Consider the following 12,181-nt stretch of genomic DNA (forward strand, 5'->3'; position numbering starts at 1 on the left):
GCTGTCGAGTTCCCACAAGCATAGAGGGTTGCACCGTTCCCACAAAAAACCTACAGGGCACTCAACCGTTGTCACTTGCCATCCTCGGTCATCCCCCCGAAGCTATACGCCTTCAGGAGAGCCCGATGAACCTTGTTGAACTGACCGAACGCCTGCACGCCATTCGTGACCGCAATGACTGGCGGCAATTTCACAGCCCGAAAAACCTGGCCATGGCCGCGAGCGTGGAAATGTCCGAGCTGGTGGAGATTTTCCAGTGGCTGACCGAAGACCAGTCACGCCAGTTGCCAGCGGACAAACTCGCCCACGCCGGGCAGGAAGTCGGTGACATTGTGCTTTATCTGTTGCTGTTGTGCAGTGAGCTGGGCCTGGACATGGAGGCCGTGGTGCGCAGCAAGCTGGCGGACAGCGAACGGAGGTTCAGCTGATGAGCGACCGTCATTTCGATCAACTGGCGACCCGTTTCGCCGAAAAAATCTACGGCGGTGCCAAAGGTGCGATCCGCCTGGCGGTGTTGCAGGCCGATCTGGCCGAAACCTTGCCCGACCGGCCGCTGCGCGTGCTGGACATCGGCGCCGGCCTTGGCCACATGTCGCTGTGGCTGGCTCAGCGCGGCCATCAGGTGACCCTCGCCGAACCTGCCGAGCCAATGCTCGAAGGCGCCCGCCAGCGCTTTGCCGAAGCCGGGCAGAGCGCCACGTTCATTCAGGCGCCCTGGCAGGAGCTGCTCGGCCAGCTCACGGAACCCTACGACCTGGTGCTGTGCCACGCAGTGCTGGAATGGCTGGCCGAACCCCACGCCATTTTGCCGGTGCTGCATCAACTGACCAAGGCGGATGGCTGGCTGTCCCTGGCGTTCTACAACCGCGACGCGCTGATTTATCGCAACTTGCTCAAGGGCCATTTCCGCAAGATGCGCAAGAACGACATGGCCGGTGAGAAGCAGAGCCTGACCCCGCAGCAGCCCCTTGATCCGCGCGAACTGGCGGCGCAACTTGAAGGTCTGTGGCAGGTCGAAACCCAGAGTGGCGTGCGGGTTTTTCACGATTACATGCCGGTGGAATTCCAGGCCCGCGCCGAGCTGGTGGACCTGCTGGAAATGGAACTGGCCCACCGCCGTCATCCAGCCTTTGCCGGGCTTGGGCGTTACTTGCACTGGATCTGTCGGCCTGTCTGATCGGAGCACAAGATGAAAAGTCATTCAGGTGTACTGATGTTCTGCCTGGGGCTGGCCGCTTGTCAGGGCAGCAACCCCTATGTCGCCACCTCCAATCCTTTGCCCCCGGCGCCGCCACAGGCTGCCAATACCTTCGATCGAAGCGCCTACCCGGCGGCGCCCCGTGATTACGCCAAGTACCGCAGTTGGGCCTGGCTCAACGGCCATCTGCCACCGGGCACCGCGTGGGCGGACTCGGCGCAGGTTGCCGAAGCGGTCAGCAATGCGCTGGATCAACGCGGCCTGCGCCCGCTGCATGACAATCGCCCGGCCGACTTGTTTGTCAGCGCCGACCTGCGCCTGGAAACTCGCTTGCGTCAGGTTCAGGACGACTATTACGGCGGCGCTTATGGTGGCTACAACGGCTACGGCCCTGGATATGGCGGGTACGCCACCGTACCGGTCATCCGTACTTACCAGGAACAAGTCGTGGTCGTGCAGGTGGACATGTTTGACGCCAAAAGCGGTCAGCCGATATGGAGCGCCAGCGCTGAAACCGGCAACCGGGGCAGCGAAAGCGAGCGGGCCGATGCGATACGGGAGGCTGTGGAAAAGGCAATGTCGGCGTATCCTCCTAGTTAGCTTCTTGTAGATAAGAAGCATTCCACAGGATCATGCCTTCAACCGGAGAACCATCATGTTCCGCCGCTTTATTTTACTGGCAGTGGCTGTGCTGCTCAGCGCCTGCACCGCCAACCAGGTCAATCATGACTTCGACGCCAGCCGCGATTTTGCTGCCTATCGCAGCTGGACCTGGAAAGAACCCGCCCTGCAGTACCGTCCCGATGATCCACGGATCAAGAGCGACCTGACCGAACAGCGCATCCGTCAGGCGGTTGCCGATCAACTGGATCAGCGCGGTCTGCGCCCGGCTGCCGCAGGCGCCAAGGGCGATTTGAATGTACAGGCCTACCTGATTGTCGAAGAGCGCCAGCAACAGGTGACCACCAATTACGGCGGCGGCTGGGGTAACCCGTGGTATGGCTACTATGGCGCCCCCATGTATAACGAAACCCGTAGCGTCAGCTACAAAGTAGCGACCATCCAGATCGACCTGCTCGATGGCAAGGACGGCAAGCTGGTGTGGCGCGGCAGTGACGAGCAGATACTCAGCCGCACGCCGAACCCGACGGATCGGCGCGATGCCATCTGGGAAACGGTCACGCGGATATTGGCCAACTACCCACCGCACTCAACCTGATCCGCTAAATACTAACAATCATCCCACAGGGTTTTTTATTGTCTGCGCTGGCAAGTTGCCAGCAACCACCGCCACCCTTGTCTACACTGCTGGTCACCCATGGAGGTTGCGCCCGGCTGTGTGCCGGCAAAGGAGTGCGCCATGTCTCCCCGCCTGCAGTTTCGCGGCCCGGCCCGGCAACGGGGGGCGATCGGCCTGATGGCTGCTTTGACCCTGACCCTGGCGTTGGCATTCATGTTGTTGGTGGTCGATACCGGCAGGCTGTACCTGGAAAAACGCAGTTTGCAGCGCGTGGCCGACATGGCCGCGCTTGAAGCTGCAACACGGGGTGGCGACTGTTCCGCCAGCTCAACCGCGAACACCTATGCCACGGCCAGTGCACAACGAAATGGTTTCGCCATTCCCTCCACCGGGCGCGCGCTGGCTGTGGCGTGCGGCGCACTGACCCTTGATGCCAACAACCTTCGGGTATTCGGTGCAGACCCAAGCAAAAGCGAGGCTATTCGGGTTATCGCCAGCCATGTCGTGCAACAGAGTATTGCCGGCGGCATCGGCGCTTTGTTCGGCGGCGCACCGGCGGGTTCAACGATGACGCTGAGCGCCACGGCGGTCGCTGCGCTGCCGCCACCCCTGGCTTCATTGACGATCCGCAGTACAGCCCTGACCTTCGATACCAGCAAGGCCGCCATTACCAGTCTGCTTTTCGGGGGCTTGCTGGGGGGGAACGTCACTGTCAGTGCGGCGGGTTGGAACGGTTTGGTCAATACCAACATCAGCCTGCTCGGCTACCTCGATCGGTTGAAAATTGACCTCGGCTTGACCGCCGCCGGCTACAACCAGGTTCTGGGCAATACAGTCAATGTCAGCCAGTTGATCCAGACCGCCATCAACGTGCTGGACCCCACCAGCACACTTGGCGCAACCGCAACGATCGTCAGCCTGCAAGCACTGAAAGTGGCAGCGGGGACGACGTCCGTCGTGCTGGGCAATATGTTGCATGTTGAAAGTGGCACCGACATCTCGGCCCTTGCCGTGAATCTGAAAGCGTTCGATCTGGTCGAAGGGTTCGTGCAACTGGCCAACAAGAAGAACGCCCTGGTCGCGAGCTTGCCGATCAACATTGCAGGGCTGGCGCAAATCACTGCACGGGTGCAGGTGATGGAGCCGCCGCAACTGTCTGCCATCGGCAATCCGAAAAACGCGGCATTGGCCCCCTTGGGCCCCAACCGCATCTATGTGCGCACGGCTCAGGTCAAGACATTGCTGTCGATCAACCTGCCCGTACTGGACGCCATCACGCCTCTGGTCAATGCCGTCATCAATCTCGTTGCGCCGTTGACCAATACCCTGAATGCATTGCTGCATCTGGACCTGGTGGGTGTTGTCAACTCATTGACCTGCGCGTTGCTCGTGCCGTGTGACACGCCGGAAATCAAGCTGTTGCCACCACCGATACGGATCGACGTGGCACTGGAAGCGGCTGGAGCCTGGAGTTATGTCACGGCTTACAGTTGCGTGAGTGCAACGAATAAAAGTCTGACGACCAACACCACCACCACGCTGATCGGATTGAAGATCGGGCAGATCAGCCCTGCCGATGTGTTTGGCTCACCCACAGTTCCACCCAGCAACAACGTCAATCCTCTGAAGGTCATTGATATCGGCGTGCAGACCTGCCAACGGCTGCTGATCCTGCCGCCAACCTGTTACAACCACCAGCCCGGCGTTGGTGGTGGCATCGATATCATGGTCAACATCCCGATTGCTCAAAATGCCAACATGTCCCACGTCTATTCAGCGCCGGCAGCGGCCAACCTGCCGGAGATCAATCAGCCACCGTTTTACTACGCCTTCACCACGACCAATATCGTCAACAGCCTGAGCACCACCGTCAGCAACCTTGGCGTCAATATGTATGGGCCGTCGGGCAGTATCGTGGGTGGCTTGGGGGGCATTTTGAGTGATGTCAGTGCCGCGCTGGTCAATGCGATCAACACCGTACTCAGCCCGTTGCTGGACACATTGATCAACACGCTGCTGGCGAGCCTGGGGATCGACCTGAACAAAGTCGAGGTGGGTGCCAACCTCAGTTGTCACTCGGGACGCCCATCCCTGGTGATCTAGTCTGCCGGCACAATCGGCAGTTCGATGCAGAAGCGCGCGCCCTCGGTGGAGTTCCTGACGCTCAGTTTGCCGCCCATGTTCTCGACGATGCCGTAGCTCACCGACAGCCCCAGACCGGTGCCAACGCCGACCGGTTTGGTGGTGAAGAACGGCTCGAAAATCCGCTCCAGCAAACGAGGGTCGATACCGCCGCCGTTGTCTTCGACCCACAGGCGTACCGAGTGCGTATCCCGTTCGGCGTACAGCGAAATCCACGGCTTGAATCCGGGGTGTTTTTCGCGCTTGTCGAGCAGGGCATCCCGGGCATTGACCATCAGGTTGATCAGCACCTGTTCAAGCTGGTCGACGTAACCGCGCACCTGTACTTCAAAACCGGTCTCGCTGATGCGCAGGTCGACGCCTTTGCCGCGCATGCCCTCGGACAATAGCGACAGCGTGCCTTCGATGGCCTGGGCCGGGTTGAACGGTTGCTGTTCGATTTCCGAGCGGCGGCCGAACACCCGCATGTGGTCCACCACCCGCGCGGCGCGTTGCACCTGGGAATCGATGCGGGTGAGTTTGTCGATCAGGTAATCGACCTGCACATCGCCGTTGCTCAGGCGCTTGAGGACATTGACGATGGCCATGCGCATCACGTTCAACGGCTGGTTGATCTCATGGGCCAGGCCGGTGGCCATTTCACCGAGGGTGGCCATTTTCGCGCTTTGTGTGAGCTGCTGCTGCGAGCGCCGCACCTCGGTGTTGTCGCGCCCCACGGCCTGGATTTCGAGCAAGCGGCCCTGTTCATCGAACACCCCGCGATCGGACCAGACCCACCAGGCGTGTTCGCGGCCGGGCAGTTGCAGGTTGATCTCGGCGGTGCTCACCGGGAACTCGGGGCTCAGTTGGCTCAGTCGTTGGGTGAACGCATCGCGCTGTTCCGCGGACATCCAGCTGCCCAGATTCACCCCCGGCAACTGCTCCGGCGCCAATTCCAGATACGTGGCCAACGGTCGGTTGCCGAAGGTCAGGGTCAGGTCGGGCAGGTAGCGGCAGATCATCGCCGGCGAATCTTCCACCAGAATCCGGTAGCGTTCTTCACTCTGCCTGACCTGTTCGGTGGCCAGGGTCGCGTCCGTGACGTCCAGCCACAGGCCCACGGCTTCCACGGGCAAGCCGAGGTCGTCGCGCAACAACTTCGCTTCATCGAGCAGCCAGTGATAGTCGCCGCGACTGTCGCGCAACCGATAGCGGGCGCGCACCGAGCCTTCACGCAGCAACTGCCGGGTGCGCTCGAAATACTGCGGGCGGTCGTCGGGATGCACCCGTTCCACCAGCGTTCCGGGTGCGCAGTCGGCCAGGGTCCAGCCGAGCAGCGGCAACAGACTGTCGCTGAAGAACACCGGTTGCAATGCACCTTCGTCATAGCGCTGGACATAAATCACCGCCGGCGAGCTGGCGATCAGGTTGTCCAGGCGCGCATGGGCGGCGGCGGCGCTCTGCTGCTGATTCTTGATGTCACTGATGTCGAGCATGAAGCCCACCAGCCGACGGTTTTTCCCCACGCCCAGCGCCTGGCCCTGCAGGCGATACCAGACCGGTTCGGGGCCATCGTCGGGGCGATACAGGCGCACGCACGACAGCAGTGGCATGCCTGAGTCCTGCAAGTCTTGCAGGCCGATGCGCAGCTCTTCGCGGTCGGCGGGATACACCTGATCGAGCCAGTCCTGCACGGATAAACGTGACGTTCCAAGGTTCAGGGCCGTGGCCAGCGACGGTGCCAATTGCACCTCGTTGCTGTGGCTGAAAACTTCCCACCAGCCGGTGCCGAGCAGCGCTTGCAGCGATTCCAGGCGTTCCAGTTGCAGATGATGACGATGCTCGCGCAGGCGTTCGAGCAAGGGGCTGGCGAGCGCGGCGGTGATTTGCAGCCAGTCGCGTTCAGTGACATCGGGGGCGCGTTGGGGCGCCGTGAAGAAACCGCACAGCAACCAGGCGACCACCCCTTGCGCATCGTGATAGGGCACGGCGAAGCCATCGGTATTGCCGAAAGTGTCTTGCAGGCGCGGGTGTTCACGCAGGGTCAGGTGCTGCGGTGCCGAGCCGCTCAAACTGTCCAGCCCCGTGCCCAGGCGTTGATCGTTTTGCCACAGTTGCGGTGCATCGAAGGCCGCGTAGTGCTGGTGAATCTGCCAACCCTGCTCCTGCTCATCGAGCAAGGCCAGGGCAATGCAGGGCACCTGAAAACGCTGGGCCAGGCTTTGCAGTTGTTCGCCCAGCACCTCGGGCAGGCGCGTCAGGCTGCACAGGCGCAGCTGTTCGGCGATTTGCATCGCCAGCACCTGGCATTGCTCTCGGTTGCGTGATTGCCGGCGTTCGAGCAACAAGTCGCCGATGTCGAGCATCTGCAACAGCCAGGCATCGGCCAAGGGTTGCACCCAGCCGCGCAAATGCAGCGGTGGACCGTTGAGGCTGTAGAAGTCCAGGTCCAGGGTTTGTCCCCGCCAGTCCGCCGGCGCACCTTCGATGACGAGGCTGCTGTGGGGCAACAGGAAGTCGAGCAGATGCGCTGCCTGCGCGCCGGGGCTTTGCTGCGCGAGCAGGTGCCGCAGCGGACCGCTCAGTTGAATGACACGCCCCCCGGCATCGAGCTGCATCTGCAAGCCGAAGCTGTGCACCCGCTGTGCCTCTTGCGGCTCCGGCGGAGGGGGCGGATGGCGGTTGAGCAGGCGCCCGAAGAGTTTGTCGCCGGCACTCAAAATTGCAGGCTCGCGCTAGCCGTAAGGGTCGCTGGCAGATTCGGCACCTGACCGATGCCCGGCAGGTTCAGGAACGGGATGGCGGCTTTGATTTTATTGGTGGGGTAACTGATGCGGACTGTCAGCAACCCGCTTACAAACGTGACGGTGGCATCGGTGGCGGTATTGAAATTCAGGGCCGGCGGAATCCAGGCCGTTTGCGTGGTCAGTTCCGTTTTCGCGCGGGCGATCAGCGCGGCAGCGTAACCGGGGGTGGACGGATCCAGCGCGACGCTGCGGCGCACGGCTTCGGCGGTCGACTGGTTGAACGACTGCATCAACAACAGCGGCAGGCTGTAGCTGATGATGGCGTAGAACACGCCGAAAAAAATGATGAACACCAGGGCGAATTCAATCGCGGCGGCACCTTTTTGTTTGTGGGGGAGGCTGGCTTTCATGAGTGTGTCTACCCTGACCAACACTGTGTAATGTCAGCATAGAATCATTCAGCCAAAACGGACGGTTTTTACCGAATGCAGAGCTTTGTCCTACTGATCTGGCTGGCACTGTGTGCCGCGCAGGATGCCCGGCAACGGCACATTGCCAATGGCCTGACCCTGGGTGCTGGCGCCCTGGCCCTGGCCTGGTTGCTGTGGAGCGGCACGACCTGGCTGGGTGCCGAGGCGCAACAGGGCGGCTGGGCGTTGTTACTGGCCCTGGGCTTCACGCTACCTGGCTATTCGATGAAGCGCCTGGGCGGCGGCGACGTGAAACTCATGGCCGCGCTGGGTCTTGCGACGGACGGTATGCACGTGCTCGGTACGTTTATTGGCGCCGGATTGGCCAGTGTTTTCTGGCTGCTGCTGGCGCCAAGAGTCTGGCTTCATATGAGTCAAGGGCTTAGAACCCATCTTTTTTATATGGCGCCTGAAATGTCAAAGAAGCAGCCGTTTGCACCGTTCGTGCTGGTGGGGCTGATGCTGACATTGGCCTGGCTCCACTAGTCGGCCCTTTTATGTACAGAGCCTGAAACTACGTCTACTTTTCAGACAGCAGGTGTACAGCCGGTGGCTGTCGGTGAGGGACGGGTCAACCTTTGGCCTGACAGGGAGTTACACGTGAGCAAGTTTACTTCGGCAGTAAAAGTCCTTGTGGTCGACGATGCGCCATTGATCGTTGAAGAGCTTTGCGAGTTTCTGGAGGGCAAAGGTTACCGTTGTGTTCCCTGCGAGTCGGGCCATCAGGCGATCGAGCGTTTCAACGAGGACCTCGATATCGGCCTGGTCCTGCTGGACTTGCACATGCCTGGCATGGATGGCCTTGAGCTGATGCAGGAGCTGCAGCGGCTTTCGGGCAAGCACCGGGCGTTCGAGGCGATCATGCTCACCGGGTGCGCCGACAAGCAGGACGTGATCAAGGCCCTGCGCGCGGGTGTTGCCGACTATTACCAGAAGCCAATCGATCTGAATGAGTTGCTCGAAGGTTTGCAACGTCAGGAAGTGGCCCTGCAGGAGAAGCACAAGAACCTGCAGTTGGGGCATTTGAATCAGAAGCTGCAGTATTTGTCCGAGTCGATCGATGATCTGTATCAGGACCTGGACAAGGTTCGGCGGGGACCGCAAGCGGGTGACCGGGGTGTTGCCGAGGTTGATGCAGTGGAGATTCCGGCGATTTTCAATCAGCTGTCACCGCGGCAACTGGAGGTGGCGCAGTTGGTGGGCAAGGGGCAGACCAATTATCAGATTGCCTGTGAGTTGGGGATTACCGAGAACACGGTGAAGTTGTATGTGTCGCAGGTGTTGCGGTTGACGCATATGCATAATCGGACGCAGTTGGCGTTGGCCTTGTCGCCCAGTGGTTCCGGGGGGCGGCTGCGGGTTTCGGCGCACTGATATCCACTGTGGGAACGGGCTTGCTCGCGAAGACTTTGCGTCAGGCTATGTGTTTATTTGCGGGTGTACATATCCGTTGCTGCGGTAACGGCGGCTTAGGGTTTCGCCCTTACGGCGAGTCCCTTTTGGCAAACGCCCCAAAAGGAACCAAAAGGTCTCGCCCCTGGCGTCCGGCCCCTCGCTGAGGCTCGGGGTTCCTTCGCTCCGGTATTCATCCGGGGGCATCGCCCTCCGGTCGGCTTCGCTTCGACCTACATGCAATGAGTTCGACTGCGTCGAACGGCGCTGCGCGCCCATCCCCGGATAAACACCTCCACTCAGCCTCCCGAGGGGGCGGGTAGATCAAGATCAAGAGCTGCAGGCGAGCTAACGCTCGGCCTGTTGAGTGGTGAGGAGCATGGGTGTACGCAGCTCTGCCTTTGCTCTTCTGTAGGAGCGAGCTTGCTCGCGATGGCGGCCTGTCGGCCGACCTGTCTCTACCGAACGTACTCGGTCAAATTGTGGGAGCGGGCTTGCTCGCGAAGACGGCCTGCCAGCCAACCCATTTCTTTCAGATGTACCCGTCCCAACTGTAGGAGCGAGCCTGCTCGCGATGACGTCCTTTCAGCCCACACATTCCTGTGTAGTTTTCCTCAAATCCCCGAGGAAACCTCCGACATGTTTTTCAGGTTGTCCATCGGAAGTGTGATCTCTAGCCTTTCTCCGTCACTGCAAGTTCAGTGATCGGGCTGTCGCGGCCTGTTAAGTCTACTTGGTGCATAATCCACCGGCCCAAACCGGAGCGCTTCGGTGCTTGTCGTTTGATGTAATGGTGGCTGTGCGCGGGATACCTTCGGGTATGCCGGGTTTCCAAGTAGCTCGGTCCGCGACCCCGCGTACAGCTGCCACCCTTGATTGCTGTCGCGGCGATCAGTGGCAGCTCTATCTCATACTTGGAGCTTCACCATGATCAAACCCACTCCCAATCCCCCCGAAACCCCCGACCGTACCCACGATCACTACCTGAATCCCCCCAAGCAACCAGTCCCCCACAAACCCGGCACGATGTTCGTCATCGCCCCGGACATCAATACCGAAACCCTGCTGGCCCACGCCTGTGAATCACTGGCGTCGGCGAGTGTGATGGCGAGTGATTTCGCGGGGTTTCTGCAGGGCTCGCAGCGCAATACGCTGCTGGGGATTGCTCAGGTGATCATGCTGGGCGAGTTGGCGGTGAATCGGGCGCTGGATATTCTCGATCCGCAGGATTAGTGGGCAAAGGCCCGACCCAGGGCCGTGAAGCCCGGGCCGGCGAGGACGATCAATAGCGCCGGGAAGAGAAACAGCATCATCACCACGGACATTTTGGCGGACATCTTGGAGACGTATTCCTGCAGGCGTGTCAGGCGTCGGTCATCGAGCAACTGTTTGAGCGCCAGCAGGGACTTCATCGCGCCACCCCCCTGATGGATCAATTGTTGAAGGATCACGCAGGTGTCGGTGAACTCGTCTACCGAAAGCAGTCGGGTGCTTTTGTTCAGCTCTTCGCCGAGTTCCATGCCTGAATCGACACGGGCCAGGACAAGGCGCAATTCATGGGTCAGGGCGGGCAGCAACTGTTTGCCCTCCTGGCTCAGTACACGCAGCGATTGCTCCACCGCCATGCCCGATTCGAACAGGGTGCGCAGCAGCGCAATGAAGGTTGATGTCTCGGTGGCGAGTTGTTTTTGCCGATGCTGTGCGGCGGCGGCCAGCCAGCGTTTGGGTAGCAGATAGCCGAAGCTGGTGGCGAGTATCGGGGCGATCCAGTGGTTCTCCACATTCGGGTAGAACAGCCCCTGGATCAGCAGGCACAAGAACAGTGCCAGCACCGGAGCACCCACCTGCAAGGCAGCAAACATCGAACGTTGGCGAACGCTGCGCCAGCCCAGGCGGTTGAGCAAAGTGTGGGTTTCATTGTCCATCTTTACCGACTTTTGCCCTAGGCGGCTGGCGCCCAGGGCATGCAGCAGTTCGCTGAAGCGGCTATCGCCAGGCGTCTTGCCATCGAGTCGATGGGCCACCTGGCGCGCTCGTCGGCGTTGCTCCAGCAAGGCGCTGAGCAGCAACAGGGCCGCCCCGAACAGGAACAGTGCACTGATCAGCAAGAGCATCTTCATATTCATAGGCTACGCAACATGCGCCACAGCGCCAGGCAACCGATCACCTGAAATCCGAAGGCACTCGCCAGCATGGTTTGCCCCGAGCTGTCGTGCCACATGGAAAGCAGGTAGGTCGGATTGGTGAGTAGAAAGTAGCCCGCGACCGAGACCGGCAGCAGGGCCAGGACCACGGCCGTGATGCGGGTTTCGCCGGTCATGGCTTTCAATTGGCGAGCCGCTTGCTCGCGTTCGCGGATCATCTTGATCAGGTTTTCCAGCAGTTCACTGGCATTGCCGCCGTAGCGGTGGTTGACCTTCAAGCCGAGTGCGAGCAGGCGCAGTTCATCTTTTTCGTACAGCTCGGCGAAGTCCGACGCAGCGTCCGCCAGGCTGACCCCCAGTTGCACATTGCGCTGAATCCGGCCCATGGCATTTTTCAGCGGGTCTTCGGCGGCATCGATGGCGCCGAGCACGGCATCGGCCAGGGTCCGCCCGGACTTCAGGCTGCGTACGGCATGGTCGAGCAGCATCGGCAGTTGTTCGATCATGCGACTGAGGCGACGCTGATAACGCCAGCTGATGAACAGTCGTACCACTGCCGGAGGAATCAGCAGCAACAGCAGTGCGCCGATCCAGCCAGCCAAGGCAAACCCCAGCAGCACCCCGAGTATCCAGAGCACCAGCCATTGGCCCAGGCGTTCGGTGGGGCGTCCGAGCCCGGCGCGCAGGAACGCCCGCTCAAGCCCTGTCCACGATGATTTCTGCACGACCCGTTGCGGCTGCCCCTGGCTCAGGCGTCCCAGAATCCGTTCGTTGCCGGTCTGGCGCAAACCGTTGTAGAGCAGGCGCAGCGACAGGCCGAGAAAGATCACGCAAACGAGGATGAGCAGCACTGGTTTGAGCATGCCGTG

The 12,181-nt window shown here is 60.8% G+C and carries 12 protein-coding genes; 8 read left to right on the forward strand and 4 right to left on the reverse strand.

Annotated features, from left to right (window positions below):
• The first annotated feature begins 125 nt into the window (after positions 1-125).
• From QMK54_RS03145 to QMK54_RS03165, 5 genes are all read left to right on the forward strand, one after another.
• Positions 126-428: a MazG-like family protein gene (locus tag QMK54_RS03145; protein WP_007971343.1), complete on the forward strand. Its 303-nt coding sequence runs from the start codon at positions 126-128 to the stop codon at positions 426-428.
• On the forward strand, positions 428-1,177 hold the full coding sequence (locus QMK54_RS03150; RefSeq protein WP_223594042.1) for a methyltransferase domain-containing protein: 750 nt from the start codon (positions 428-430) through the stop codon (positions 1,175-1,177). Before QMK54_RS03145 ends, QMK54_RS03150 begins: the two co-directional genes overlap by 1 nt.
• Before the next feature lie 12 nt (positions 1,178-1,189).
• Positions 1,190-1,798: a DUF4136 domain-containing protein gene (locus tag QMK54_RS03155; protein WP_223594045.1), complete on the forward strand. Its 609-nt coding sequence runs from the start codon at positions 1,190-1,192 to the stop codon at positions 1,796-1,798.
• A gap of 55 nt (positions 1,799-1,853) precedes the next feature.
• Complete coding sequence (locus QMK54_RS03160; RefSeq protein ID WP_223594047.1) at positions 1,854-2,417, forward strand: DUF4136 domain-containing protein; 564 nt, start codon at positions 1,854-1,856, stop codon at positions 2,415-2,417.
• 141 nt (positions 2,418-2,558) lie between these two features.
• Positions 2,559-4,541, forward strand: coding sequence for a pilus assembly protein TadG-related protein (locus QMK54_RS03165; protein ID WP_320402048.1), 1,983 nt, complete (start codon positions 2,559-2,561; stop codon positions 4,539-4,541).
• On the opposite strand, the gene QMK54_RS03170 is transcribed toward QMK54_RS03165, so the two are convergent.
• Both QMK54_RS03170 and QMK54_RS03175 read right to left on the reverse strand, forming a co-directional pair.
• Positions 4,538-7,279 carry an ATP-binding protein gene (locus QMK54_RS03170; protein ID WP_320402049.1) on the reverse strand — a complete coding sequence of 914 codons (2,742 nt, stop codon included), beginning with the start codon at positions 7,277-7,279 and terminating at the stop codon, positions 4,538-4,540. The two genes, QMK54_RS03165 and QMK54_RS03170, sit on opposite strands and share 4 nt — an antisense overlap.
• Complete coding sequence (locus tag QMK54_RS03175) at positions 7,276-7,716, reverse strand: TadE/TadG family type IV pilus assembly protein (RefSeq protein WP_223594055.1); 441 nt, start codon at positions 7,714-7,716, stop codon at positions 7,276-7,278. Before QMK54_RS03175 ends, QMK54_RS03170 begins: the two co-directional genes overlap by 4 nt.
• Before the next feature lie 75 nt (positions 7,717-7,791).
• Here QMK54_RS03175 and QMK54_RS03180 point away from each other — a divergent pair, with 75 nt between their 5' ends.
• The 3 genes from QMK54_RS03180 to QMK54_RS03190 all read left to right on the forward strand — a co-directional run bounded on the left by QMK54_RS03180 (position 7,792) and on the right by QMK54_RS03190 (position 10,401).
• Positions 7,792-8,262, forward strand: a complete 471-nt coding sequence (locus tag QMK54_RS03180) for a prepilin peptidase (protein ID WP_223594058.1) — start codon at positions 7,792-7,794, stop codon at positions 8,260-8,262.
• A gap of 114 nt (positions 8,263-8,376) precedes the next feature.
• A complete protein-coding gene (locus QMK54_RS03185) occupies positions 8,377-9,150 on the forward strand; it encodes a response regulator transcription factor (RefSeq protein ID WP_110662346.1) in 774 nt (257 codons plus the stop codon).
• Positions 9,151-10,095: 945 nt separating this feature from the next.
• Positions 10,096-10,401 (forward strand): DUF6124 family protein, encoded by a 306-nt coding sequence (locus QMK54_RS03190; RefSeq protein WP_320402050.1) that lies wholly within the window; start codon positions 10,096-10,098, stop codon positions 10,399-10,401.
• Here the strand turns inward: QMK54_RS03190 and QMK54_RS03195 are convergent.
• Together QMK54_RS03195 and QMK54_RS03200 are read right to left on the reverse strand one after the other, a co-directional pair.
• On the reverse strand, positions 10,398-11,288 hold the full coding sequence (locus QMK54_RS03195; RefSeq protein ID WP_320402051.1) for a type II secretion system F family protein: 891 nt from the start codon (positions 11,286-11,288) through the stop codon (positions 10,398-10,400). The two genes, QMK54_RS03190 and QMK54_RS03195, sit on opposite strands and share 4 nt — an antisense overlap.
• Positions 11,289-11,290: 2 nt before the next feature.
• Positions 11,291-12,175, reverse strand: a complete 885-nt coding sequence (locus QMK54_RS03200) for a type II secretion system F family protein (RefSeq protein ID WP_110661094.1) — start codon at positions 12,173-12,175, stop codon at positions 11,291-11,293.
• Between the last annotated feature and the right edge of the window lie 6 nt (positions 12,176-12,181).

It is taken from the genome of Pseudomonas sp. P5_109, assembly GCF_034009455.1.
In the GTDB taxonomy this organism is placed as follows: domain Bacteria; phylum Pseudomonadota; class Gammaproteobacteria; order Pseudomonadales; family Pseudomonadaceae; genus Aquipseudomonas.